Here is a 24,439-nt window from a genome sequence, read left to right as displayed (position 1 = left end):
GCACCCATGCCGGCGGTGCTCAATAGAACCAGCGCAAGGGCGCCAGCACGGTCTGGGGGAACAGAACCATGATGAACATCACCACGAACTGGGCGGCCATGAAAGGCAGCACGCCACGGGTGACCTCGTCCATCCTCATGCGGCCGACGCCGGCCACCACGTTGAGGATGGTGCCCACCGGCGGGGTGATGAGACCGATGGAGTTGTTGACGATGAACAGCACGCCGAAGTAGATGGGGTCGATGCCGGCGGCCTTGACCAGCGGCATCAGCACCGGCGTCATGATCAGGATGGTGGGCGTCATGTCCATCGCCGTGCCCACCAGCATCACCAGCAGCATGATGGCGATCAGCAGCAGCGTCTGGTTGTCCAGCAGCGGGCGCAGCAGGTCCACCACCTGGGCCGGCAGGTTGGCCACGGTGATGAGCCAGGCCGACACCATGGCCGCGGCCACCAGGAACATCACCACCGCCGTGGTGCGGGCCGCCGTGACGAAGATCTGCAGCAGCGCACGCAGCGTGAGTTCGCGGTACACCACGCGGGCCACGAAGAGCGCATACACCGCCGCCACCACCGCCGCCTCGGTGGGCGTGAACACGCCCATGCGCAGGCCCACCAGGATGAACACCGGCAGCATCAGCGCCCAGACCGATTCGCGGGCGGCCTTCCAGACCTCGGCGCCCGTCTTGCGCGGCGGCAGCGCCAGCGTCTCCTTGCGGCCCACCCACCACCAGGTGAGCGCCAGGCCCACGCCGATCATCACGCCGGGCACGATGCCGGCGATGAACAGCTTGCTGATGGACACGTTGGCGGTGACGCCGAAGATGACGAAGCCGATGCTGGGCGGGATGATGGGGCCGATGACGCCGGAGGCCGCGATGAGCCCGCCCGAGACTTCCTTCTTGTGCCCGGCCTTGATCATCATGGGCAGCAGCAGCGCCGTCAGTGCCGCGGCATCGGCCACGGCCGATCCCGACAGCGCCGACAGCAGGCAACCCGCCAGCACCACCACGTAGCCCAGCCCGCCCTTCACATGGCCCACCAGCGCCAGCGCGAAGTTGACGATGCGCTGCGACAGCCCGCCGACGTTCATGATCTCGCCGGCCAGCATGAAGAAGGGCACCGCCAGCAGCGGAAAGCTGTCGGCGCCGTTGATGAAGTTCTGCGCCAGGATCTGCGCATCGAAGAGGTCGAGGTGCCACATCAGCGCCACGCCGCTGGCCAGCAGCGCATAGGCGATGGGAATGCCCAGCGCCATCGCACCGACGAGGCTGCCGAGAAAGATGAAGACGGTCATGGTCAGCGGCCGATCGCGGAAGGTGGGCGGGTGTCGTCGGACGGTGCTTCGGCGCGGGCCAGCTCGGCCTGCAGGCTTTCCAGCTCGGCCTGCTCTTCCGATTCCTTGACCATCACCAGCGCGTCATCGGCCACCCGGCCGGTGAGCACGCGCACCAGCTGCAACAGCAGCAGCACACCGGCGCACAGCGAGAAGAAGACGCCCGTGGCATAGAAGATGGCCACCGGCGCGCCGGTCACCGGCGCTTCCACGTCCATGTTGATGCGGGCCTGCTGCCAGCTGCCGTCCAGGAACAGCCAGGTGACGTACAGCATCAGCAGATGGCCCAGCACCAGGCACAGCTTCTTGCCGGCCACCGGCAGCCGCGCCACCAGCATGTCGGTGCCCAGGTGCCCGCCGTCCTTCAGCGCGGCCACCGCGCCCATGAAGCACAGCCACACGAACAGCCAGCGCGACAGCTCCTCGCTGGCGGCGATGCCGGAATTGAAGGCATAGCGCAGCACCACGTTGCCGAACACCAGCACCACCATCACGGCCAGCGCGGCGGCGATCAGCACGTCGATGGCACGGCAGAAGCGGTCGATCGCAGCATCGAGCAGGCTCACAGCCGCACCCCCTGCAGCAGCCCGCGGGCGGCCAGGTTGCCGATGAAGGCGCGCAGCCCGAAGCGCCAGGGCGGGGCCGATTCGCAATGCGTCACCCGGTTGCGCAGGCTGCCCAGCCAGTGGCTGTGGATGGTGACCACGTCGCCCAGCTTGTGGGTGAAGCCGCCGCCGGGCTGGTCGCGGTCTTCGGTGGGCGCGAAGAGCGTGCCCAGGAACAGCATGAAGCCGTCGGGGTACTGGTGGCAGGCCAGGGTCTGCGCCACCAGCTCGGTCGGGTCGCGGCTGATGCTGGCCATGGTGTTGATGCCGCGCAGGGTGAAGCCGTCGTCGCCGGCCACCTCCAGGTGCACCGTCTCGCTGCGCAGCTGCTCGAGGCCGAAGCTGCCGTCGAACAGCGGATGAAGGGGCCGATGGCACAGGAGGCGTTGTTGTCCTTGGCCTTGCCCAGCAGCAGCGCGCTGCGGCCTTCGATGTCGCGCAGGTTCACGTCGTTGCCCAGCGCCGCGCCCACGATGCCGCCGCGGCTGTTGACCGCCAGCACCACCTCGGGTTCGGGATTGTTCCAGTCGGAGTCGGCGCGGATGCCGATGTCCTGGCCATGCCCCACCGAGGCCAGCACCGGCGACTTGGTGAACACCTCGGCATCGGGCCCGATGCCCACCTCCAGGTACTGCGACCACAGCTTGCGCTCCTGCAGCAGCTGCTTGAGCGCCATCGCCTGCGGCGAGCCGGGGCGAATGTCGGACAGGCGGTCGCCGATCAGGGCCTGCACCTGGCTGCGCAGGCCCTGCGCGCGGCTGGCGTCGCCGCCGGCCTGTTCCTCGATCACGCGCTCGATCATGCTGGCCGCGAAGGTCACGCCGGCCGCCTTGACCACCTGCAGGTCGCAGGGTGCCAGCAGCCAGGGCATGGCCTCGTCCCGGCCTTCGGGGCGGCTGTTGTCCAGCAACGCATCGACGCTGCACAGCCGCTCGCCGATCACCGCGGTCACGGCCTGCGCCGGCTGTGCGGCTTCCAGCAGCGTGCTCATGGTGGGGAAATGCGCACTCACGTCGAACACGCCATCGGCGCGCAGCGCCACCACGGCCGGGCCGGCCGGGGCACCGGGCCGCCAGACGCGCCCCACCAGGGTGCCGGCCAGTCCGTCCTGCGGCAGCGCGGGATGCAGGCCATCGGTGCGCGCCGGCACGGCCATCGTTGTTGCAGTCATGGAAGGTTTCCTCGTGCTCGGTCAGTGGTTGTGGCGCGGCGTGCGTTCGGCAATGCGGCGGTACTTCAGGGCCATGTCCAGCGTGGCGCCGTCCACCAGCTGGCCGGTGTGGCTGCGGTAGATCTCCTCCCACGGCGACTGGCTGGCCGGCACCGGTGGCGGCGGCAGCTCGCGCTGGCGGCGTGCGATCTCTTCGGCCGGCACCAGCGCATCGCAGCGGCCGGCGTTGAGGTCGATGCGGATCAGGTCGCCCGTCTGCAGCCAGCTGAGGCCGCCGCCGACGGCGCTTTCGGGCGACACGTTGAGGATGGAGGGGCTGTCGGCCGTGCCCGACTGGCGGCCGTCGCCCAGCGTGGGCAGCGTCCGTACGCCGCGCTGGATCAGCGCATCGGGCGGCTGCATGTTCACCACCTCGGCCGAGCCGGGCCAGCCGATGGGGCCGGCGCCGCGCATCACCAGGATGCAGCCCTCGTCGATCTCCAGCGCCGGGTCGTTGATGCGGGCGTGGTAGTCGTCGGCACCGTCGAACACCACGGCGCGCGCCTCGAACACGCCTTCGTGGCCGGGCCGGCTCAGGTAGCGCTCACGGAAGTTCGGCGAGATCACCGACGTCTTCATGATGCCGAAGTCGAACAGGTTGCCCGACAGCACCAGGAAGCCCGCCTTCTCCATCAACGGCAGGTCGAAGGGCCGGATCACCTCGCGGTCGGTGGCCTGGCGGCCTTCGATGTTCTGCGCCACGGTGCGGCCGGTGACGCTGGCGCAATCGCCATGGAGCCGGCCGGCCTGCTGCAGCTCCCACATCAGCGCGGGCACGCCGCCGGCGCGGAAGAAGCGCTCGCCCAGGAAGCGCCCGGCCGGCTGCATGTCCAGCAGCAGCGGCAGGTCGTAGGCCTGCTCGGTCCAGTCGGCGGGCCGCAGCTCCACCCCGGCATGGCGGGCCATGGCCATGATGTGCACCTGCGCATTGCTGGAGCCGCCGGCGCAGCTGACCACCGACAGCGCGTTGAGGAAGCTCTCGCGGGTGAGGATGCGCGAGGGCCGCAGGTCCTCATGCGCCATGCCCACGATGCGCCGACCGGTCTCATACGCCATCTGCCCGCGTTCGCGGTAAGGCGCCGGAATGGCCGCGCAGCCGGGCAGCGACAGGCCCAGGGCCTCGGCCACCGCGTTCATCGTCGAGGCCGTGCCCATGGTGTTGCAGTGGCCGGCCGAAGGGGCGCTGCTGCAGGCGCGCTGCAGGAACTCGTCCTCGTCGATCTCGCCGGCCGCCAGCTGCCGGCGGCTGCGCCAGATCACGGTGCCCGAGCCCACCAGCTCGCCGCCATGCCAGCCGTCGAGCATCGGCCCGCCCGACAGCACGATGGCCGGGATGTCGACGGTGCACGCGGCCATGATGCCGGCCGGCGTGGTCTTGTCGCAGCCGGTGGTCAGCACCACCGCATCGATGGGGTAGCCGTACAGCACCTCCACCAGGCCCAGGTAGGCCAGGTTGCGGTCCAGCGCCGCGGTGGGGCGGCGGCAGTTCTCGAAGATGGGGTGCACCGGGAATTCCATCGGAATGCCGCCGGCGTCGCGGATGCCATCACGCACACGCCGCGCCAGCTCCAGGTGGATGCGGTTGCACGGCGACAGGTCGCTGCCCGTCTGCGCGATGCCGATGATGGGCCGGCCCGAGCGCAATTCCTCGGGCGTCAGGCCGTAGTTCATGAAGCGCTCGAGGTAGAGCGCCGTCATGTCGGAACGATGGGGATCGGCAAACCAATCGCGCGAGCGAAAGCGCCGACCAGCCGGCTTGTCCATGGCTGTGGTCGCTTGCAAAGTGGAAGGGAAAGGCAGGCGGCGTCGGCCGCCTGCGGGCGAAGCGCCTTACTTGGCGGCCGCGGAGCCGCCGCGCACCTTGACCAGCTCGCCGTTCATCTCGGCGGTGGTGTCCTCGCCGAACTCCTTGCTGAACTTGGCCAGCACCGGCTGCAGCTTGCTGCGCATCTTGGCCTGCTCGGCCGGCGGCAGCTCGGTGATCTGCATGCCGGCCTTCTTCAGGTCGGCCAGCGCGCGGTCGGAGAAGGCGCGGATGGTCTTGCGCTCGTACAGCGTGGCTTCGCGCGCCGCTTCCTGCACGATCTTCTGCTCGTCCGCCGACAGGCCGTCCCAGGTCTTCTTGGACATCAGCAGCACCCAGGCGCTGTACATGTGGCGCGACAGCACCAGGTGCTTCTGCACCTCGTAGAACTTGCTGGCCAGGATGGTGGCCGGCGGGTTCTCCTGCCCGTCCACCGCGGCCTGTTCCATCGCGGTGTACAGCTCGGTGAAGGGCATGGGCGTGGCGTTGGCGCCCAGCGCGGTGAAGGTGTCCAGGAACAGCGGGCTCTGGATGACGCGCAGCTTCAGGCCGCTCAGGTCATCGGCCTTGTTGACCGGGCGGCGCGAGTTGGTGACGTGGCGGAAGCCGTTCTCCCAGAAGCCCAGGCCGATCAGGCCCTTCTCGGGCAGCTTGGCCAGCAGCTTCTGGCCGAAGGGGCCGTCCAGCACCGCGTCGGCTTCCTGCTCGTTGTTGAAGGTGAGCGGAAAGTTCAGCACGCCGAAGGGCTTGACCAGGGTCACCAGCGTGGAGCTGTCGGGGATCGTCATCTCCAGCGTGCCGCCGCGCAGGGCCGAGGTCATGCTGACATCGTTGCCCAGCGAACCGCTGGCATACACCTTGGCCTGCAGCTTGCCGCCGCTCTTGGCCGCCAGCTGGTCGGCGAAGTACTTGAGCGACTGGGCCTGCGGATGGTCCTCGCTGAGGCCGGTGCCGATCTTGAACACGTGTTCCTTGACCTGCGCGGCAGCGGGAACGGCCAGGGCGGCCAGCAGGGTCGCGGCCAGAGCGAGTGATCTGAATTGCATGATGTCTCCGGAATGGTGATGTGCGGTGCGCGGCGGCATTGCCGCGACGTGCCGGCCCTCTGCGGGGCTGTTCTTCGTGGGCCTGAAGGCTAGGGGTGCACCCCGGCCCGGTCCACTGACTTTTTCGCTAGCATCCATTCCAAATGGTGATGACTTCAGACCCGCCTGCAGGTAAACCCTTGGCCCTGGCGCAGGTCTCGCGGCTGCGTTTCCGCCACCTGCAGTTCCTCGACATCCTGGGCAAAACGCGCAACCTGCGGCTGACCGCCGAGCAGATGCACATGACCCAGCCGGCGGCCACCAAGGTGCTGATGGACATCGAGGACATGCTGGAGTCACGCCTCTTCGACCGGCTGCCGCGCGGCATGCGGCCCAACGAGCTGGGCCTGTTCACGCTGCGTTATGCACATGCGGCGCTGGACGGCCACCGCAAGTTCGTCGACGAGTTCAGCACGCTCAAGCAAGGGGGGCATGGCCACCTGACCGTGGGCGCCATCTCGGGGTCGGCGGCGCACCTGCTGACCGCGGCCGTGGCCGAGCTGCAGCGCCTGCGGCCGCTGCTGGTGCTCAAGGTGCTGGAACAGAGCAGCGACCAGCTGATCGTGTGGCTGGCCGAGCGCAAGATCGACCTGATGATCGGCCGCTACACCGACGAGTCGCAGCGCGACCAGTTCCACTACGAGCGGCTGGCCGGCGAGCGCCTGCAGATCACCGCCGGCACGCACCACCCGCTGCGCGGCGTGCAGGCGCCAAGCCTCACCGAGCTGTCCAACTGGCCGTGGATCCTGTACCCGACCACCACGGCGCTGCGCAAGGTGTCGGACGACATCTTCAGCCGCACCGGCCTGGCCCTCACCTCCGGCATCGTCGAGACACCGTCCTTCCTCTTCGCGCTCGAGCTGATGCAGAGCACCCACATGCTGTCGCTGCAGCCGGCCGCGCTGGTCGACAAGTACGTGCGGCGTGGGCTGCTGACCCGCATTGCCGGCGAGCTGCCCGACCGCATGCCCGACTACGGCCTCATCACCCTGCAGGGTGAGCCGCCGAGCACCGCCGCCCAGGCCTTCATCGACGTGATCCGCCAGCTGGCAAACCGGCAGGCCGCCACGGCCTGAGGCAGCCAGCCGCCTGCGCACTTTCCCTCGCCCATCCCATTTGGGACATGCGCCTCCGGCACCGGCTCCCTAAGGTCGCGGCAGGCCTGGGCAACACGCCCTGGCCGCCAACAGCCGGAGGGGGAATCGTCGATGCTGCATGCCGGTCGTGGGGTGGCCGTGGTCATGGCCGCCATGTTTTCAACGCTGGCGCCGCCCGCACGCGCGGCCGAGCCGGCCGACTTGGTGCTGCGGCACGGCCACATCTACCGCGTGCCTGAACGCGGCAGCGCCTGGGCCCAGGCGGTGGCCATCCGCGCGGGCCGCTACGTGGCCATCGGCACCGATGCCGAGGTGCGGCCGTACATCGGCCCGGCCACCCAGGTGGTGGACCTGCAGGGCCGCATGGCCATGCCGGGCCTGGCCGACGCGCACATCCACCCGATCGACGGCGCCTACGAGGCCTTGTACAGCTGCACGCTGCCGCCCGAAGGCGGCCTGCCCGAAGTGCTGGCCGCGGTGAAGGCCTGCGCCCAGCGTGCGGGGCCGGACGACTGGATCGTGGGCGCGGCCTACTCCAGCCGCATGGCCCCGGCCCTGGAAAAGCGCGAGGCGCTGCGCCTGCTGGACGACGCCAGCGGCGGCAAGCCGGTGGTGCTGCGCGACGACACCTTCCACAACCGCTGGGTCAACAGCGAGGTGCTCAAGCGCGCCGGCATCCAGGCCGGCGCCACGCCGCCACCGGGCGGCCTCTACGTGTTCGACCAGGGCGAGCCCACCGGCCTGCTCAAGGAGTTCCCGGCCTTCGACAAGGTGCAGCAGCTGGTGCCGCCGCGCCGGCCCGACCGCCTGCTGCAGGCCGCGCAGACGGCCGCCGCGCAGCTCAGCGCGATGGGCTTGACCAGCATCCAGGACGCCTGGGTGGACCGCACGCTGCTGGACACCTGGCACCGCGCAGTGCAGTCGCCGCAGGGCCTGCCGCTGCGGGTGGTGGCTTCGCTGGCCGGCAACAAGGGCAGCACCGAGGCCGAGCCCGGCGGCGCCGCGCTGTACGACGATGCCCGCGCGCTGCGCAGCGACCTGCTGCGCCCCGACTTCGTCAAGTTCTTCGTCGATGGGGTGCCGATGGCCTACACCTCGGCGATGCTGGACCCGTACCAGCCCAGCCACGAGCACGGCCACGACTTTCGCGGCCAGGCGCATTTCAGCCTGCCGCAGCTGGTGGCCGCCATCGCGCCGCTGGATGCGCGCGGCATTCCGGTGAAGCTGCATGCGGTGGGTGACGGCGCGGTGCGCCTGTCGCTGGATGCCATCGCCGAAGTGCGGCGGCTCAACGGCGACCAGGGACCACGCCACCAGATTGCGCACGTGAACTGGATCGCCAGCAGCGACCTGCCGCGCTTCAAGGCCTTGAACGTCACCGCCGAGGTGTCGCCGATGCTGTGGTTTCCGACGCCGATGAAGCCGGTGCTGGAGCACTTCCTGGGCCGTGCGCGGGTGGACCGACTCGGCCAGGTGGCGAGCTTGCAGAAGGCGGGCGCACCGCTGGCGGCCGGCTCGGACTGGCCGGCCGGCACGCCCACGCCCGACCCCTGGGTGGGCATCGAAGGCCTGGTCACCCGCCGCCACCCGCTGGGCCTGGTGCCCGGCGTGCTGGGCGCCGGCGAGCGGCTGAGCCTGGAAGACGCGCTGCGCCTCTACACCCGCGGCAATGCCGAGGCCATGGGCCTGGGCGGCGTGAGCGGCAGCGTGGAGCTGGGCCGCTCGGCCGACCTGATCGTGCTGGACCAGCACTTGTTCAAGGTGCCGGTGGAGCGCATCCACCGCACCCGGGTGCTGAGCACCTGGCTGCAGGGCCGGCTGGTGTACCAGCAGCCCACCCCAACGAAGGAGGCCCCATGAGCATCACCCGAACCCTGGCAACCGCCACCGCCGGCCTGGTCGCCGGACTGACCATGCCGACCGCCCATGCGGTGGAAGGCGGCGCGCCCATCACGCCGATCGGCGTCTACGACTTCGGCGCCGGCATGCTGCCGCCGCCCAGCGAAGGCGGCACCGTGGGCCTGCGCATGTCCGTCACCCGCGCCACCCAGCTGCGCGACGACCGCGGCCAGCGCGTACCGGTGTCGCCGCAGCTGGCGGTGGACAGCGTCTCGGTGGCCTACATCCGCATGACCAACACCACGCTGGCCGGCGCGCGCTTCGGCTACGGCGCGGTGCTGCCGGTGCTCGATGCGTCGCTGGACATCGAGGTGCCCACGCCGGCCGGGCCGCAGGGCCTGTCGGGCCGCAAGCGCACGGTGGGCGACGTGTTCCTGATGCCGCTGCTGCTGCAGTGGGCGCCGGCACCCGGCGTGTTCAGCAACTTCCAGCTCGGGGTGCAGGCGCCCACCGGCGCCTACGACAAGGACCGGTTGATCAACACCGGCGCCAACCACTGGACGCTGGCGCCCAGCGTGGGCTTCACCGCCATCACCGCCAGCGGGTTCGAGCTGTCCACCAACGTGCAGCTGAGCATGCACAGCCGCAACCGCGACACCGACTACCGGTCGGGCGTGGAGTACCAGCAGGAGTTTGCGCTGGGTCAGCATGTGGGGCCGTGGACGCTGGGCCTGGGTGGCTACCTGTACCAGCAGGTCAGCGACGACCGCGGCCCGGGCCTGACCACGGGCAACCGCTCGCGGGTGCGTGCGCTGGGGCCGGCGCTGGCCTACTTTGCGCCGGGCAGCGGCCTGCCGGCGCTCTGGCTGCACCTGTACAAGGAGTTCGATGCGCGCAACCGCTCGCAGGGCGCGCAGCTGGTGCTGCGCAGCGCCTGGGTGTTCTAGCCGCCCGCCGCCTGCCACTGGGCGGCGGCCGAACCCAGCGCCAGCCGCACCAGCTCGGCCTGGCGCGTGGTGCCGGTCTTGGCCAGCACCTGCTTGAGCTGGTTGCGCACCGTGCCCAGCGAGACGCCGCGCTGGGCGGCATGGGCTTCCAGCGTGCGGCCCTGGGCCAGCGCGGCCACCAGCCGGGCTTCGGCGGGCGTCACGCCCAGCAGCTGGCACCAGGTGTCGGCGGGCGTGTCCACCAGGCTGCGGCTGTCGGTGATCATCAGCAGCACCCGGGCCGGCCCGTCGTCAGCGGGCTGGCCCTGCAGCGCGATGTGCAGCGACCGGCCGTCGCGCTCCAGCGCCAGCCAGCGCGGCGCGCTGTCCGCGATGCCGGCCGCGCGCGCGGCGGCCGCGATCTCCTGGCGCAGCTGCGCCGTCTGCGCCGGCTGGGCGCCGCGCAGCAGGCCTGCCTGCACACCCAGCGGGCTGCCGGCCTGCAGCAGCTGGCGGGCGCTGCGATTCGTCCACTGCACCGCGCCCGCCTCGTCGCACACCACGGCGGCGCAGCGCAGCAGGTCGAGGTGGGCCTGCAGCTGCCGGGCCTGCGACTGCGCGTGCTGCCAGCGCTGGCCCAGGCCGGCGGCCTGGCCCACGTGCGGCGCCAGCGCCGTCAGGCAGGCCGGCGCCGAGTGGTCGAACCCGTCGCCGGTGCCCGCCTCCCGGTGCAGCGCGATGCCGATGTAGCGCTCACCTTCCTGCGCCACCAGATGGCCCAGGAAGGCCCCCAGCCCCGCCTGTGCCAGCGCCTGCTGCAGCGCCTGGCGGCCGGGGTCGTCCCGCTCGAACAGGTCGTCGTCGCTCACCACCCGGTTGGCATGGCGCAGGATGCGGCGGCGGTCCACCCGCGGGTTGCCCACGCCGGTGAGCCGGCCCGCCCGCTGGTGCTGCAGACGGCTGGTGCGGGTATCGCCGGCCTGCCACACGATGTGCACCGCATCGGCCTGCAGCTCGATCAGCTGCAGCACCGCCGAGTGGGCGCCGGTCTGCTCGCACAGGCTGTCCAGCCAGCCCTGCCAGCGCTGCGGCTGCTCCACGCAGCGGTAGACGTCCAGAACCATGCCCACGGATGCCATGTCGCCCTGCCCTCGCTCCCGACCGAAGACCGAGTGTAGGCAGGACCCATGCCAGGCGGTCATCCCGATTCGGCAAGGCGGGGGTCCAGGGTGCCCCCTCGCCCGGACGGAAAACCATTGTTGGGCGACCCCGGATGGACGGTTTTCCGACCCCTGTGGGCATGCGGCCAGAACCCCGCGAGGGAGGAAAGTGCGGGTATCCAGACCGCAGGGCCACTGGCATGCTTCGTGCGAAAAGTCACTACCCGCCCCTGTTTCTCAAGCAAGGGGTTAACGTGGTGGGCCAAAAGCCGCGGGCGGGCTTTGATGAATTTGGCGGCGGGCAGTTTCAGAAAATCAACTGGAGGTCAGGATGAATCAAGCAATTCGCGCGGACGGCAGGGTGACGAAGCGGCATCAGGGCCGGGCAGCGCCTTTTCTGCTGGCCCCGCTGGCGGCGCTGTCGCTGCTGGCCATGGGCGTGCCGGCCCATGCCAACGCCTGGTCCTACCCGGGTGACCCGGGCTTTGTCGCCCGCAACGCGCAGGAGTTGCCGGCGGCCAAGGCCAGCTGGGAAACGCCGGAGTACGGCAACTTCACCGGCATCCTGGCGGGCAACACCGCGGTGACCGCGCCCTGGCAGCTGGTCGCGGTCAATGCCTCCACCGCCTACGCGCTCGGCTACTACGGCCAGGGCGTCACCCTGGGCATGATGGATTCGGGCTACCGCACCACCCACGAAGGCTTCGTCACCTCGCTGATCGCGCCGGTGCGCGCCTCGGGCGTGTACGGCAGCTCGGGCTTCGGCTACCGCAACACCCCGACGCCGGGCAACCCGTTCACCAAGGGCGAGGCCTTCGTGGTGGACGGCGACCAGGCGCGCACCAGCGACTGGTCGCACGGCACCGGCATGCTGGGCGTCACCTCGGGCATCCGCGACGGCAAGGTCCAGCACGGCATCGCCTTCGGCTCGAAGATGGTGGTGGCCAAGACCGGCGGCTCGGACACGCAATCGCACGGCCCCTTCCACGACTACGTGTACTGGTACACCGCCAACAAGGCGCTGGTGGATGCCGGCGCCCAGGTGATCAACAGCAGCTGGGGATCGTTCGTCCAGACGCTGAATCGCACGCAATTCGATGGCTCGGGCAACGACCTGGGCACCAATGGCAATCTGGCCAATGGCTATCAATTGCAGGGCAAGGACAGCACCAATCCCGTGGGCATGGCCAGCACCATTCCCAACGAAACCTTCAAGGATCTGGAATACCAGTACTTCTTCACCAAGAAGAGCTATTCCCCGGCCGGCATCCAATACAACCCGCAATTCCCCGGCCGCTCATTCATGGAAGCGATCTGGGACGCCATCAAGGTGACCGGCACGGTGAATGTGCGCTCGGCCGGCAACAACGACTGGAGCAATCCGTATTTCCGCCCGGCCTATCCGCTGTTCAACCCGGCCGCGGAAAGCCAGTTCGTCGCCGTCGGCGGCGTGCAGCCGCCCACCGACGCCAATCCGGAATACACCAAGCAATTCGGCTACAACGAAGCCGGGCTGGCCAAATGGTGGACGGTATCCACCCCGTCGAACCTGGTGCGCACCACCAGCAGCGGGGGCGACGCGGTGTACTCCAATTCCAACGGCACTTCGCCGGCCACGCCGGTGGCCACGGCGGCCATGGGCGTGCTGCTGTCGCGCTACCCGAACATGGACGCCAAGCAGGTGCGTGAGGTGATGTTCACCACCGCCAACAACAAGATGACCGACGGGGTGCGCTTCCTGGGCACCGGGCAGGTGTCGCCTTCGGGCGTGTCCATCGCCTGGACGGCGCCGGACGGCCTGCCCGACGAGCGCTGGGGCTGGGGCATTCCCGACCTGGCCAAGGGCATGTACGGCCCCGGCCAGTTTCTGAGCCCGATGGTCTACAACATGTCCAAGGCGCCGCTGGACGTGTGGACCAACAACATCGGCCAGGTGGCCATCAAGCAGCGCGAACGCGAAGACCTGCAATGGCTGGCCAGCTACCGGCAGCAGGGCATCGCGCTGGCCGGTGAGTTCAGCCCCAACGTGCTCAACCCCAACGGCACGCTGAGCCCGCAGGCCTTCGTGCTGCAAGGGCTGCTGAACGACCCGGCGGTGCAGGCCATCACCAACGGCCGCCCCGAGACCTACGACAAGATCGCCTACGCGGACGCGGTGAAGTGGCGCAAGGAATGGATGGACGCCCGCGCGGCCGTCATCCAGGACAAGATCGACCGCGGCCAGTACACCGCCTCGCTGACCAAGGCCGGCAGCGGCACGCTGATCCTGGCCGGCACCAACACCTATGCCGGCGTGTCGACGGTGACGGGCGGCAAGCTGTCCATCGTGGGCAGCAACAGCTCGGGCGTGACGGTGGCCAACGGCGGCACGCTGGGCGGCACCGGCACGGTGGCCGGCACCATCAACGTGCTCAAGGGCGGCACGCTGTCGCCGGGCGTCACCGCCGCCGAATCGGCGGGCGTGAGCAGCGTGGTGCCCAACGTCACCATCGCCACCGGCGACGTGCTGCGCGCCAGCGCGGTGAAGGTGGGCCTGGGCGCCGGCTTCAAGGCCACGCTCAAGGCGGCGGGCCAGTCCTCGCGCCTGGTGGCCACCGGCCCGGTGGCGCTGGGCGGCAACCTGGTGCTGGACGTGGCGGCGGCCGCCAATGCGGGCACCGTCTACACGCTGATCCAGGCCACCAGCATCCAGGGCAGCTTCGCCGGCATGCCCGAAGGCGCTGTGGTGGCGGCGGGCGGTCGCAGCTACCGCATCTCGTACCTGGGCGGCAAGGTGACGCTGACGGCGTCCTGATCCAACCTAACACACAACCAAGGGAGAAATGATCGTGGCAATTCGCGGTTCCTGGATCATGGGGGCGGCTGCGGCCGGCCTGGTGGCGCTGACCTCGGCACCGGCGCTGGCCGCCACCGAGCTGGTGGTCAATGGCGGCTTCGAGCGGGGCAGTTTCGATGGCTGGATGCCGACCGGTGAGCCGGTGTTCGACGAGGTGCTGTGCGCACCCGGCAGCGGCGAGATCTTCGCCGGCAGCTGCAGCGCATTCTTCGGCTCATCGCCGGTCAGCAGCATTGCGCAAACCATCGCCGTGGGCGGCGCGGGCCTCACCTACAACCTGTCGTTCGCCTTCCGTGCCGACGGCATCCCGGACAGCAGCTTCACCGTGATGTTCGGCGGGCAGACGCTGCTGTCGCAAAGCCCGCCGGCTGCCGGCGGCTACCAGCTGTACCAGTACAGCGGCCTGACCACCGGCAACACGATGACGCTGTCCTTCAGCTTCAACGATCCGACCAGCAGCATGTGGCTGGATGCCGTCTCGGTCACCGCCGTGCCCGAGCCCACCACGCTGGGCCTGATGGCCGCCGGCCTGGTGGGCCTGGTGGCGGTGTCGCGGCGGCGCGAGGCGGCTACACGTCGAACCTGACGCCCTGGGCCAGCGGCAGCGCGCGTGAGTAGTTGACGGTGTTGGTCGCCCGGCGCATGTAGTTGCGCCAGGCGTCGCTGCCGCTCTCGCGCCCGCCGCCGGTTTCCTTCTCGCCACCGAAGGCGCCGCCGATCTCGGCGCCCGAGGTGCCGATGTTGACGTTGGCGATGCCGCAGTCCGAGCCGCTGGCCGACAGGAAGGTCTCGGCCTCGCGCAGGTCGTTGGTGAACACGGCCGACGACAGGCCCTGCGGCACGTCGTTCTGCAGGCGCAGCGCTTCATCAAAGTCGGTGTAGCCCAGCACGTAGAGGATGGGCGCGAAGGTCTCGCGCCGCACGGTGTCGGTCTGCGCCGGCATTTCCACGATGGCGGGGCGCACGTAGTAGGCCTGCGGATGTTCGGCCTGCAGCAGCCGCTCGCCACCGGTCACGCGGCCGCCTTCGGCCGCGGCCAAGCGCAGCGCCGCCTGCATCGCCTCGAACGAGGCGCCGTCGATCAACGGGCCCACCAGCGTGCCCGCCTCCAGCGGATGACCCACCGGCAGGCCGGCATAGGCCTTCTTCAGCCGGGCGACCAGCGCCTCGCGCACGCCTTCGTGCACGATCAACCGGCGCGTGGTGGTGCAGCGTTGGCCGCAGGTGCCCACCGCCGCGAAGGCGATGCCGCGCACCGCCAGGTCGAGGTCGGCGCTGGGCGTGACGATGACCGCGTTGTTGCCGCCCAGCTCCAGCAGGCTGCGGCCGAAGCGCTGCGCCACCCGCGGCGCCACCTCGCGGCCCATGCGCGTGCTGCCGGTGGCCGAGACCAGCGCCACGCGGTGGTCGTCCACCAGGCGTTCACCCAGCTCGCGCGCACCCACCAGCAGCTGCGACAGGTCTTGGGGCGCATCCCCGAAGCGCTGCGCCGCACGTTCGAACAAGGCCTGGCAGGCCAACGCGGTCAGCGGCGTCTTCTCGCTGGGCTTCCACACCACCGGGTTGCCGCAGACGATGGCCAGCGCGAAGTTCCACGACCACACCGCGGCCGGGAAGTTGAAGGCGCTGATCACGCCCACCACGCCCAGCGGATGCCAGGTTTCCATCATGCGGTGGCCGGGCCGCTCGCTGGCGATCGTCAGGCCGTGCAGCTGGCGCGACAGGCCCACCGCGAAGTCGCAGATGTCGATCATCTCCTGCACTTCGCCCAGGCCTTCGGACAGGATCTTGCCGGTCTCCAGCGACACCAGCTCGCCCAGCGCCTGCTTGTCCTGGCGAAGCGCCTCGCCCAGCAGGCGGATCAGCTCGCCGCGCCGCGGTGCGGGCACGCTGCGCCAGGCCTCGAAGGCCTGCTGCGCGCGGGTGATGGCGGCATCGGCATCGGCCAGGCCGTGGGTGCGCACCTGCGCCAGCGTGGCGCCGTCGATGGGGGAGCGCACCGGCCAGTCGCCGGTCTGTGCGGCGGCGCCCAGGCCGAAGTGGTCGAGCAGTCGGGTGGCGATGGAAGTGGTGGTCATGCTGCGGGGGCCGTGACGGCCGTGGGGCCAGGAAGGGGTTCAGCGGAAGCAGCCAGCTCGAAGGCGCGCGCGAGCCGCGCCACGCCTTCCTGGATCTGCGCGAGGTCGGGCGCCGCGAAGGACAGGCGCAAGGCCAGGTCCGCCGGCGGCGACTGGAAGAAGGCGGCGCCGGGCACGAACAGCACGCCCTGCGCCACCGCGGCGGCAAAGAGGCGCTGCGCATCCACCGCCGCCGTGGCCTGCAGCCACAGGAACATGCCGCCGGCAGGCCGCTGCCACTGCAGCCGGTCGCCCAGCCGGGCCGACAGCGCATCGGCCATGGCCAGCGCGCGGGCGCGGTACTCGGTGCGGGCGGCGGCCACGGTGGCCGGGTAGCGGCCCGAACGCAGGTAGTGCGCCGCCACCAGCTGCGCCAGCGGCGAGGTGCACAGGTCCACCGTCTGCTTGGCGATGGCGCAGCGGCGCACCAGCGCCTCGGGCGCCAGCATCCAGCCCACGCGCAGCGCGGGCGCGACGGTCTTGGACAGGCTGGACAGGTACACCACCGGGTGGTCAGCGCCGAAGGCGTCGTGGCCCAGGCGGTGCAGCGTGGGCAACACCTCGTCGGAAAAGCGCAGCTCGCCGTAGGGGTCGTCCTCGATGACGAGAAAGCCATACGCCTGTGCCAGCGCCACCAGTTGGCGCCGGCGCTCCAGCGGCAGCAGGCTGCCGCGCGGGTTGGAGAAGCTGGGCACGGTGTACAGCAGCTTGGGCCGCCGGCCCTCGGTGGCCCATTGCGCCAGCCGCTCGGCCAGCGTGTCGGTGCGCAGGCCGTCGCCGTCCATCGGCAGCTCGGCGATGCGCGCGCCCGCCAGCCTCAATGCCTGCAGCGCCGCCGGGTAGGCCGGTGCTTCCACCAGCACCGTATCGCCGGGCTGCACCAGCACCCGCACCAGCAGGTCGAAGGCCTGTTGCGAGCCGGTGGTCACCAGCAATTCGGCCGGCCGGGCGGCCAGGCCGCGCTGCGTGCACAGCTCCAGCAAGGCTTCGCGCAGCAGCGGCTGACCTTCGGTGGGGCCGTATTGCAGCGCCGCGGCGGCATCGCCCAGCGCCTGCGCGGCCGCCTGCTGCAGGCCCGCCACATCGAACAGCGAGGGCGAGGGATAACCGCCCGCGAACGAGATCATCCCCGGCCGGCCGAGGTACGGAAACAGCTCGCGGATCGGCGAGCCCGCCGGCTGCGCGAAGGCGGGCGTGAAGAGCGCCTCCAAACCCACCGGCCTGCTCGCCGTCATGCCGCCGCCCCGCGGCGCAGCTGCTCGCGCAGCGTGGCGATGGAGGCGGCCTGCTCGGCTTCGTACAGCGCAAACTCGTCGTGCACCGGGCAGCCCAGCGCCTGCTCGAACTCGGCCTGCGCGGCCTGCGCGTCGTAGCGCACCGCGGCGTCGCCGGCCAGGTTGGACTGGAAGATGCCCGCGGCACTGACCGGCAGGAAGTCTTCGTAGGTGATGGGCAGCGCCTGCACCAGGCCCTGGTCCACCAGGGTGTGCACCTCGGCGTCCGGGTTGACGCCGGCCCAGGCCGTGGACGGCAGCCCCGGCTTCAACCGGTACTGGAAGAAGCCCAGGCCGGCGCGGCGCAGTGCATCCAGGTCGTCGGGGAATTCGGTGAACACCTGGGCCAGCGCCCCCGGCCCCGCTTGGCGGGCGCGCTGCAGCAGCGTGTCGTACAACGCGCGGCCGGCGCGGGTGAGCGCCAGGCCGCGTTGCTCGATCTCGCCGAAGCGCGCGGTGTGTGCGCCGTCGCCGCTGTCGCCAGCAAAGCGCACCGGCTCGTTCAGCGCCTTGAAGCTGGTCTGCCGCAGCAGGATGGGCACCTGGCGCCGCGGCGGGCCTTCGATCACCTCCTTGGCCGGCAGGCCGCGGCGCTGCATCTCGGCCTGCGCGGCGTCGATGTCCAGCGTGCGCGGCGTCAGGTGGTTGATGTGCGGGCCGGGGAAGCACACCACGTCGGCCAGCAGGCGGTGGGCGGCGCTCAGGCGCTGGTACTCGGGCTGCGTGACGGTGGCGCTGCGGTGCCAGCGGAAGGTGTTCAGCACCTCTTGCACGAAGGCCTCGGCCTCGGCTTCGTCCAGGCCGCCCGCGGTCTCCCAGCGTGTGGTCAGCGCCAGCGCCTGCGGCGTGAAGATCCTGCGGCGGGCCAGCGTGTCGCGCGCCAGCTGGCGCAGCGCGGGGTCCTCGATCAGGTCCAGCCGAAGCAGCGAGGTGAACACCCGGAACGGGTTGGCCGCCAGCGCCGCCGGGTCCACCGGGCGGAAGGCAGTGGAATGCACCGGCACGCCCGCCACCGACAGGTCGTAGTAGCCCACCGGCTGCATGCCCATCACCGCGAACACGCGGCGCATCGTGTGCAGCTCTTCGGCGGTGCCCAGGCGAATGGCGCCGTGGCGCTCCACCTCCAGCCGCGCGGCCTCGGCCGGGCCGGCCAGCACATCGGGCTGCTCGCGCAGCACCTGCGCATTGACCGCGGCCACCAGCGACAGCAGCGTGCCGTACTGCGGCACCTCGGCCCGATACAGCTGCGACATGGCCTGCGAGAAGCGGCTGCGGATGGCCTCGGCGGGCAGGTGGCGGCCGCGCGGGGCGTGGTCAGTGGGCAAGGGGGTGGCGGCGGGGTTCATGCGGTGGCTGCATCAAGCAGGAGTTCGAGCCTGGTCGATTCTGAAGGGATGGTCCAGCAGCTGACAAACGACTTTCCGGACCCATATCATTCCTCCCAAGCATGACCCTACCCGCCCCACCCCGCCGTTTCCTGCCACCGATGTCGGCCCTGGCCGCCCTGGAGGCCGCCGCCCGGCTGCAGAGCTTCACCGCCGCGGCGGCCGAGTTGCACCTGACGCAAAGCGCCGTCAGCCGCCAGATCCGCGCGCTGGAAGAGCAGCTGGGCGCCGAGCTCTTCGTGCGTGAACGGCAGACCGTGCGGCTGAGCCCGGTGGGCGAGCTGTATGCGCAGGAAGTGCGGCGCGCGCTGCAGCAGATCGCCACCGCCACGCTGGCGGTGCGCGCCAACCCGCAGGGCGGCACGCTGAACCTGGCCATCCTGCCCACCTTCGGCACACGCTGGCTGGCGCCGCGGCTGCCGGGCTTCCTGGCCGAGCACCCGGGCATCACCATCAACCTGCACACGCGGCTGGCGCCTTTCGATTTCCGCAACGACCCGCTGGACGCGGCCATCCACTTCGGCCCGCCCGACTGGCCTGGCGCGCGGCTCGACCTGCTGATGCACGAAACCGTGGTGGCCGCCTGCAGCCCGGCACTGCGCCGGCAGCACCGGCTCAAGCGCCCCGCCGACCTGCTGCGCGCGCCGCTGGTGCACCTGGCCAGCCGGCCCGATGCCTGGGAGCGCTGGCTGCAGGACGCGCAGGTGCCCTTCGGCCCGCTGCCCGGCATGCTGGTGGACCAGTTCGCGCTGGCCGCCCAGGCCGCGGTGGCCGGCCTGGGCGTGGCGCTGCTGCCGCGCTTTCTCATCGACAGCGAACTGGCCCGCGGCGACCTGGTGCTGGCCGCCGACCACCCGCTGACCAGCACCGACGCCTACCACCTGGCCTGGCCGATCGACCGCGAACACCACCCGCCGCTGCAGGCCTTCAGGCGCTGGCTGGTGGCGCAGGCGGCGGCGGAGGCTTAGCGCTCCACCGTCTTGTTCCACCGCGCATTCCACGCCGGCCGGTTGGCGTTGATGCTGTCCCAGTCCACCGTCACCGCATTCTTCATCCACTTGTTGATGTTGGCGGTCTGCGCGATGCCGTCGCCCACCACCGGCGCCTTGGGGTTGGTGGGGATCTGCGAGCCGAACTCCAGCACGTTGGCCTGCGCCTGCGGGCTGAGCAGGAACTCGCTGAGCTTCTGGGCCAGGTCGGGCTCGGAGTTGTTGGCCAGCACGCACTGGGCCGTGACCAGCACCACCGAGCCTTCCTTGGGCTGGGCGTACTCCACCGGAATGCCCTTGGCCTTGAGCGCCGCCACGCCGGTGGGCGTGAGCGGGAACAAGGCGGCCTCGCCGGTCTGCACCATCTCGCTGATCTTGGCCGAGCTGGGGATGTACTCCAGCACGTTGGGGCCGATGGTGCTGCCCCAGGCCTTGAAGCCCGGCTCCACGTTCTTGTCGTTGCCGCCCTGGATGCGGTTGAACATCAGAAAGCCATGCAGCCCGAAGGTGGACGACGACAGGCTCTGGAACACCACCTTGCCCTTGAACTTCGGGTCGGCCAGGTCCATCCGCGAGGTGGGCGGCGCCCACTTCTTCTCGTCGAACAGCTTCTTGTTGTAGGCCAGGCCGGTCATGCCCAGGCTCACGCCGCTGGCCATGTCGTCCTTGAAGCGGGCGGCCGGGTACAGGTCGGCCAGCGCAGCGCTGGGCTTCTGCTTCTGGCACAGGCCCATGCCGATGGCGCGCATCATGATGCCGTCGTCCAGGAACATGATGTGCAGCTGCGGCTTGTCCTTGTTGGCCTGCGCCTTGGCCAGGATGTCGCTGCTGGTGCCGGGCACCACCACCACGCGCACGTTGTGCAGCTTCTCGAAGGCAGGGAACACGTACTGGGTGTACGCCTTCTCCATCGTGCCGCCGTTCATGCCCACGTACAGCGTCTTGCTTTGCGCGGCGGCGGGGCCGGCGGCGGCCATCAAGGCGGTGGCCGCGGCGGCCATGGCGATCAGGGTGGGACGCGGTGTCATCGGTGTGCTCCTGGCAGAGGGGTTTGAACGGCGGCGGGGGACGGGAAACGGGTGATGGCGAAAGCCTCGATCGGTGTGCTGCTGCGGCCGCTGTGCACCAGCTCGGCCAGCACCTCGCCCACGGCGGGGCCGATCTGGAAGCCCGCACCGCAGAAGCCGAAGCCATGGAACAGGCCCGGCGTGGTGGCGCTGGGGCCCAGCACCGGCTGGCGGTCGGGCAGGTTACCTTCGGTGCCGCTCCAGGTGCGGATGAGCTGCGCATGGCGCAGCTCGGGCAGCAGGTCGATCGCCTGCTGCATCAGCGTGCCCAGCGTGGGCGCGGCCACGCGGGTGTGCAGCGCATCGGCGCTCACCGGCTCGGCCTGGCCACCGCCCAGCACCAGCTGGCCGCTGGGCACCTGCCGGCAGTAGATGCCGCCACCCTCCACGCCCAGGCTCCAGGGCAAAAAGGCCGGCAGCGGCTCGGTCACGGCCATGGCCGGGTGGTTGCTGACCAGCGGCACCGGCTCGCCGAACTGCGCGGCCAGCGCACCGGCCCAGGCCCCGGCGCAATTCAGCAGCACGGGCGCCTGCACCTGCAGGCCATCGCCGGCGCGCAGGTGGAACAGCGCGCCGTCGTGCACCACCTCATGCACCGCATGGCGTTCCAGCACCTGCGCGCCGGCACGCGCGGCGGCGCGGGCAAACGCGGGCGACACCAGCCGGGGATTGGCCTGCCCGTCTTCCGGGCACAAGGAGCCCCCCACCGCCGCGCCGCCCAGCCAGGGACCGCATTGCGCACGCACCTGGTCGGCGCTGAGCAGCTGCAGGCCGAGGTCGAAGTCGCGGCTCAGGTCGGCATAAGCCTCCAGCGCCGCCATGTCGGACTCGCTGCGCGCGATCTTGAAATGGCCGCTGCGGCGGTACTCGCCATCGGTGCCGATGAGTTCGGGCAGCCGGGCCCAGATGGGATGCGCGCGCTGCGCCAGCGGCAGCTGCACCGGCAAGCGGCCCTGCCGGCGCACGCCACCGTAGTTGACGCCGCTGGAGCGCGAGCCGCACAGGTCGCGTTCCAGCAGCACCACCCGGTGGCCCAGCTGGCGCAGCGCCAGCGCGGCCGAGGCGCCGACGATGCCACCGCCGATGATGGCCACGTCGGTCTTCAGCCGCCGCGCGGGGGTCTGCAGGGCAGGCGCGTTCATGCCTGGCCTCCGGCCGCGGCGGTGTGGGCTTCGGCCGGGCCGCTCTCGGCCGCTGCCACCGGCAAGGCCAGCAAGGGAATCGGTTTGACCGGCGCCTGCGCCCGTAGCCGCCCCACCCGCTCCACCGGCTGGTGGGTGGCCTGGGCCAGCAGCTCGGCGGCCGCGGCGCCGCACATGCGGCCCTGGCAGCGGCCCATGCCCAGGCGCGACAGGGCCTTGAGCCGGCTCAGCTCGGCCGCGCCGGTGTCCTGCGCCACGCGGCGCAGCTCGCCGGCGGTCAGGTGCTCGCAGCGGCAGATGACGGTCTCGTCGGGCACCTGCGCGGCCCAGTCGGGCGGCAACGGGAAGGCGCGCTCCAGCCCCTGGCGAAAGCGTGTGCTGCGGGCCAGGCGGGCTTGCAGCCACCGCACCCGGCCCGCGTCCACCGCGATGCCGCGGTCGGCCAGCATGGCCAGCGCGGCCCGTTCACCGGCCCACTCGGCCGCATCGGCACCCAGGATGCCGGCGCCGTCACCGGCCAGGTACACGCCGCGGGCGCTGGCGCGGCCGGCTTCGTCGCGGCGCGGCAGCCAGGCGCGGTGCAAGGGCTGCCACTCGAAGGCGCAGCCCAGCAAATCGGCCAGCTGGGTTTCGCTGCGCAGGCCGTGGCCCAGTGCGGCACCGTCGCAGGCCAGGGTGTGCTCCCGCACGCCGTCGGTCCACACCACGGCCTGCAGGCGCTCGCCCGCTTCGTCGGGCAGCAGCCGCAGCGCACGGGCGCCGCGGTGCACCGGCACGCCGGCGGCGGCCAGCTGGGCCACGAACCAAGCACCCTTGGCCAGCACCACGGGCTGCAGCGCCAGGTCGGGCAGCGCGGCCACCTGGTCGGCCAGGCGCGCGTTGTCCAGCACCGCGGCCACCTGCACGCCGGCTTTCATGTACTGCCAGGCCACCAGGTACAGCAGCGGCCCGGTGCCGATGAACACCACTCGCTGGCCGATGGCGCAGGCCTGCGACTTCAGCGCCACCTGCGCACCGCCCAGGCTGAACACGCCGGGCAGCGTCCAGCCGGGCATGGGCAGCACCCGATCGGTGGCGCCGGTGGCCAGCAGCAGCTGGCCGAAGGGCAGGCTGTGCTGCTGCTGGGCGGGGCCGTGCAGCAGGCTCAGCGTGCCGGCCTGCGGCTGGCCGGGCGCTGCCGGCAACGCATGCCACACCAGGGTGTCGGGCCGGTGGTCCACCTGCGGCAGCAGCGCGGCCAGCGTGGCATGCAGCGCCTGGGCGCGGCCGGCCTCGAAGCCGTACAAGGCCTTGGCAGGCCGGGTGAAGCCGGGCGGCGGCTGGCGGTAGATCTGGCCGCCGCCACGCGGGGCCTCGTCCACCCACACCGGCCGCAGGCCATGGGCCACCAGGGCCTGCACCGCGCGCACACCGGCCGGGCCGGCGCCCACCACCACCGGCGGCAGCTTGGGGTCGGTCAGCGGCGCGCTCATCGCCAGCCTCCATCGGTGCGCACGTCCATGCCGGGTTGCACCGGCGTGGCGCAGGCGCGCAGGCGCCGGCCATCGGCCAGTTGCACCCAGCAGTCCTGGCAGGCGCCCATCAGGCAGAAACCGGCATGCGGCGCGCCGCTGCGTTCATGCACGCGCAGCCGGCCGCGTTGCGTGAGCACGGCGGTGAGCACGGTGTCGCCCTGCAGCGCCTGCGCGGGCTGGCCGTCGATGCGCAGCTGGATGACGGTGCGTTCGCGCTCACCCACGCGATGCAGCAAGGTATTGGGCATGCTCATGCCTTGCCCACCAGCACGCGGTCCAGGCCGTACAGCCGGTCCAGCAGCACCATGGCCGCCGCGGTGACCGCCACCATCAGCGCGGAGACGGCCGCCATCAGCGGGTCGATCGATTCGGTGGCGTACATGTACATGCGCACCGGCAGCGTCACGGTGCTGGGCGCGGTGACGAAGATGCTCATCGTCACCTCGTCGAAGCTGTTGATGAAGGCCAGCAGCCAGCCGCCGGACACGCCGGGCAGGATCATCGGCAGCGTGATGCGGCGGAACACCGTGGCATGGCTGGCGCCCAGCGACAGCGCCGCATGCTCGGCGCTGCGGTCGAAGCCCACCAGCGCGGCCAGCACCAGCCGCATTACGTACGGCGTGATGACCAGCGCATGGGCCAGCACCAGCCAGCCGAAGCTGCCGGCGCCGCCCACCAGGCCGAAGAGGCGCAGCAGCGCCACGCCCAGCACCAGGTGCGGCACCACCAGCGGCGACAGGAAGAGGCCGTTGAGCAGGTCGCGCCCCGCGAAGCTGTAGCGGCTGATGGCCAGGCCCGCCGGCACCGCCAGCACGGTGGCCAGCGTGGCCGAGGCCAGCGCCAGCGACAGGCTGTTCCAGAAGCTCTGCACGAAGTCAGGGTGGTGGAACACCGCCTCGAACCAGCGCAGGCTCCAGCGCGTGGTGGGCAGGCTCAGCGTGTTTTCGGGCGTGAAAGCCACCGCGCACACCACCACCAGCGGTGCCAGCATGAAGGTGATGACCAGCGCGTTGAAGGCCAGGGCCAGCGGCCCGTTGCGACGAGGGTTCATGG

19 protein-coding genes and 1 pseudogene are annotated in these 24,439 nt (G+C 71.0%); 6 read left to right on the top strand and 14 right to left on the bottom strand.

The annotated features are described in order from the left end of the window. Nucleotides 1-19: 19 nt before the first annotated feature. The 5 genes and pseudogenes from MW290_RS11795 to MW290_RS11775 all read right to left on the bottom strand — a co-directional run bounded on the left by MW290_RS11795 (nt 20) and on the right by MW290_RS11775 (nt 6,001). The gene (locus MW290_RS11795) at nt 20-1,297 is read right to left on the bottom strand and encodes a TRAP transporter large permease subunit (RefSeq protein ID WP_250194844.1); all 1,278 of its coding nucleotides are present in this window, start codon (nt 1,295-1,297) and stop codon (nt 20-22) included. Nucleotides 1,298-1,299: 2 nt separating this feature from the next. Beyond that, nucleotides 1,300-1,896 (bottom strand): TRAP transporter small permease, encoded by a 597-nt coding sequence (locus tag MW290_RS11790; RefSeq protein ID WP_250196664.1) that lies wholly within the window; start codon nt 1,894-1,896, stop codon nt 1,300-1,302. Between the two features lie 2 nt (nt 1,897-1,898). Beyond that, a pseudogene (locus MW290_RS11785) lies at nt 1,899-3,112 on the bottom strand (fumarylacetoacetate hydrolase family protein). 21 nt (nt 3,113-3,133) lie between these two features. Then, nucleotides 3,134-4,915, bottom strand: coding sequence for an IlvD/Edd family dehydratase (locus MW290_RS11780; protein ID WP_250194843.1), 1,782 nt, complete (start codon nt 4,913-4,915; stop codon nt 3,134-3,136). A gap of 66 nt (nt 4,916-4,981) precedes the next feature. After that, entirely contained in the window at nt 4,982-6,001 is a 1,020-nt protein-coding gene (locus tag MW290_RS11775) for a TRAP transporter substrate-binding protein (protein ID WP_250194842.1), read from the bottom strand. Between the two features lie 143 nt (nt 6,002-6,144). Between MW290_RS11775 and MW290_RS11770 the strand changes: the two genes are divergently transcribed. From MW290_RS11770 to MW290_RS11760, 3 genes are all read left to right on the top strand, one after another. Then, nucleotides 6,145-7,116, top strand: a complete 972-nt coding sequence (locus MW290_RS11770) for a LysR family transcriptional regulator (protein WP_250194841.1) — start codon at nt 6,145-6,147, stop codon at nt 7,114-7,116. Nucleotides 7,117-7,290: 174 nt separating this feature from the next. Beyond that, complete coding sequence (locus MW290_RS11765) at nt 7,291-8,997, top strand: amidohydrolase (protein WP_250194840.1); 1,707 nt, start codon at nt 7,291-7,293, stop codon at nt 8,995-8,997. Continuing rightward, on the top strand, nt 8,994-9,923 hold the full coding sequence (locus MW290_RS11760) for a SphA family protein (RefSeq protein ID WP_250194839.1): 930 nt from the start codon (nt 8,994-8,996) through the stop codon (nt 9,921-9,923). Before MW290_RS11765 ends, MW290_RS11760 begins: the two co-directional genes overlap by 4 nt. Here the strand turns inward: MW290_RS11760 and MW290_RS11755 are convergent. Beyond that, nucleotides 9,920-11,026, bottom strand: a complete 1,107-nt coding sequence (locus tag MW290_RS11755; RefSeq protein WP_250194838.1) for a helix-turn-helix transcriptional regulator — start codon at nt 11,024-11,026, stop codon at nt 9,920-9,922. The genes MW290_RS11760 and MW290_RS11755 overlap by 4 nt on opposite strands. Nucleotides 11,027-11,423: 397 nt before the next feature. On the opposite strand from MW290_RS11755, the gene MW290_RS11750 reads away from it, so the two are divergent. Both MW290_RS11750 and MW290_RS11745 read left to right on the top strand, forming a co-directional pair. Further along, the gene (locus MW290_RS11750) at nt 11,424-13,856 is read left to right on the top strand and encodes a S8 family serine peptidase (protein ID WP_250194837.1); all 2,433 of its coding nucleotides are present in this window, start codon (nt 11,424-11,426) and stop codon (nt 13,854-13,856) included. Between the two features lie 28 nt (nt 13,857-13,884). Beyond that, entirely contained in the window at nt 13,885-14,484 is a 600-nt protein-coding gene (locus tag MW290_RS11745; RefSeq protein ID WP_250194836.1) for a PEP-CTERM sorting domain-containing protein, read from the top strand. Here MW290_RS11745 and amaB read toward each other — a convergent pair. Genes amaB through hglS form a run of 3 tightly spaced genes read right to left on the bottom strand, consistent with a single transcriptional unit; the run spans nt 14,468 to nt 18,635 of the window. Beyond that, nucleotides 14,468-15,976, bottom strand: a complete 1,509-nt coding sequence (gene amaB, locus MW290_RS11740; protein ID WP_250194835.1) for an L-piperidine-6-carboxylate dehydrogenase — start codon at nt 15,974-15,976, stop codon at nt 14,468-14,470. The two genes, MW290_RS11745 and amaB, sit on opposite strands and share 17 nt — an antisense overlap. Then, on the bottom strand, nt 15,973-17,250 hold the full coding sequence (locus MW290_RS11735) for an aminotransferase-like domain-containing protein (RefSeq protein WP_250194834.1): 1,278 nt from the start codon (nt 17,248-17,250) through the stop codon (nt 15,973-15,975). Before MW290_RS11735 ends, amaB begins: the two co-directional genes overlap by 4 nt. Then, on the bottom strand, nt 17,247-18,635 hold the full coding sequence (gene hglS, locus MW290_RS11730; RefSeq protein ID WP_259373445.1) for a 2-oxoadipate dioxygenase/decarboxylase HglS: 1,389 nt from the start codon (nt 18,633-18,635) through the stop codon (nt 17,247-17,249). Before hglS ends, MW290_RS11735 begins: the two co-directional genes overlap by 4 nt. 101 nt (nt 18,636-18,736) lie before the next feature. On the opposite strand from hglS, the gene MW290_RS11725 reads away from it, so the two are divergent. Then, nucleotides 18,737-19,642, top strand: coding sequence for a LysR family transcriptional regulator (locus tag MW290_RS11725; protein ID WP_250194833.1), 906 nt, complete (start codon nt 18,737-18,739; stop codon nt 19,640-19,642). On the opposite strand, the gene MW290_RS11720 is transcribed toward MW290_RS11725, so the two are convergent. The 5 genes from MW290_RS11720 to MW290_RS11700 are packed head-to-tail and all read right to left on the bottom strand — an operon-like array spanning nt 19,639 to nt 24,437. Further along, nucleotides 19,639-20,691, bottom strand: coding sequence for an ABC transporter substrate-binding protein (locus MW290_RS11720; protein WP_250194832.1), 1,053 nt, complete (start codon nt 20,689-20,691; stop codon nt 19,639-19,641). The two genes, MW290_RS11725 and MW290_RS11720, sit on opposite strands and share 4 nt — an antisense overlap. Then, nucleotides 20,688-21,872, bottom strand: a complete 1,185-nt coding sequence (locus MW290_RS11715) for an NAD(P)/FAD-dependent oxidoreductase (protein ID WP_250194831.1) — start codon at nt 21,870-21,872, stop codon at nt 20,688-20,690. Before MW290_RS11715 ends, MW290_RS11720 begins: the two co-directional genes overlap by 4 nt. Then, a complete protein-coding gene (locus MW290_RS11710; protein ID WP_250194830.1) occupies nt 21,869-23,344 on the bottom strand; it encodes an FAD/NAD(P)-dependent oxidoreductase in 1,476 nt (491 codons plus the stop codon). The genes MW290_RS11715 and MW290_RS11710 overlap by 4 nt, the downstream gene beginning before the upstream one ends. Further along, nucleotides 23,341-23,640 (bottom strand): (2Fe-2S)-binding protein, encoded by a 300-nt coding sequence (locus tag MW290_RS11705; protein WP_250194829.1) that lies wholly within the window; start codon nt 23,638-23,640, stop codon nt 23,341-23,343. The genes MW290_RS11710 and MW290_RS11705 overlap by 4 nt, the downstream gene beginning before the upstream one ends. Beyond that, nucleotides 23,637-24,437, bottom strand: coding sequence for an ABC transporter permease (locus tag MW290_RS11700; RefSeq protein ID WP_250194828.1), 801 nt, complete (start codon nt 24,435-24,437; stop codon nt 23,637-23,639). The genes MW290_RS11705 and MW290_RS11700 overlap by 4 nt, the downstream gene beginning before the upstream one ends. Between the last annotated feature and the right edge of the window lie 2 nt (nt 24,438-24,439).

Origin of the sequence: Aquincola tertiaricarbonis, from assembly GCF_023573145.1 — a bacterium.
Classification (GTDB): Bacteria; Pseudomonadota; Gammaproteobacteria; order Burkholderiales; family Burkholderiaceae_C; genus Aquincola; species Aquincola tertiaricarbonis_B.
The sequence above is the reverse complement of the archived record's forward strand: the minus strand, read 5'-3'. Positions and strand labels throughout refer to the sequence as shown.

Bases quoted from the DNA above. Each gene is read 5' to 3' on its own strand.
- MW290_RS11720 (WP_250194832.1), bottom strand. From the start codon at position 20,691: ATGACACCGCGTCCCACCCTGATCGCCATGGCCGCCGCGGCCACCGCC.
- MW290_RS11725 (WP_250194833.1), top strand. From the start codon at position 18,737: ATGACCCTACCCGCCCCACCCCGCCGTTTCCTGCCACCGATGTCGGCC.
- hglS (WP_259373445.1), bottom strand. From the start codon at position 18,635: ATGAACCCCGCCGCCACCCCCTTGCCCACTGACCACGCCCCGCGCGGC.
- MW290_RS11765 (WP_250194840.1), top strand. From the start codon at position 7,291: ATGTTTTCAACGCTGGCGCCGCCCGCACGCGCGGCCGAGCCGGCCGAC.
- MW290_RS11705 (WP_250194829.1), bottom strand. From the start codon at position 23,640: ATGAGCATGCCCAATACCTTGCTGCATCGCGTGGGTGAGCGCGAACGC.
- MW290_RS11710 (WP_250194830.1), bottom strand. From the start codon at position 23,344: ATGAGCGCGCCGCTGACCGACCCCAAGCTGCCGCCGGTGGTGGTGGGC.
- MW290_RS11755 (WP_250194838.1), bottom strand. From the start codon at position 11,026: ATGGTTCTGGACGTCTACCGCTGCGTGGAGCAGCCGCAGCGCTGGCAG.
- amaB (WP_250194835.1), bottom strand. From the start codon at position 15,976: ATGACCACCACTTCCATCGCCACCCGACTGCTCGACCACTTCGGCCTG.
- MW290_RS11795 (WP_250194844.1), bottom strand. From the start codon at position 1,297: ATGACCGTCTTCATCTTTCTCGGCAGCCTCGTCGGTGCGATGGCGCTG.
- MW290_RS11760 (WP_250194839.1), top strand. From the start codon at position 8,994: ATGAGCATCACCCGAACCCTGGCAACCGCCACCGCCGGCCTGGTCGCC.
- MW290_RS11780 (WP_250194843.1), bottom strand. From the start codon at position 4,915: ATGGACAAGCCGGCTGGTCGGCGCTTTCGCTCGCGCGATTGGTTTGCC.
- MW290_RS11715 (WP_250194831.1), bottom strand. From the start codon at position 21,872: ATGAACGCGCCTGCCCTGCAGACCCCCGCGCGGCGGCTGAAGACCGAC.
- MW290_RS11700 (WP_250194828.1), bottom strand. From the start codon at position 24,437: ATGAACCCTCGTCGCAACGGGCCGCTGGCCCTGGCCTTCAACGCGCTG.
- MW290_RS11770 (WP_250194841.1), top strand. From the start codon at position 6,145: ATGGTGATGACTTCAGACCCGCCTGCAGGTAAACCCTTGGCCCTGGCG.
- MW290_RS11735 (WP_250194834.1), bottom strand. From the start codon at position 17,250: ATGACGGCGAGCAGGCCGGTGGGTTTGGAGGCGCTCTTCACGCCCGCC.
- MW290_RS11775 (WP_250194842.1), bottom strand. From the start codon at position 6,001: ATGCAATTCAGATCACTCGCTCTGGCCGCGACCCTGCTGGCCGCCCTG.
- MW290_RS11745 (WP_250194836.1), top strand. From the start codon at position 13,885: ATGATCGTGGCAATTCGCGGTTCCTGGATCATGGGGGCGGCTGCGGCC.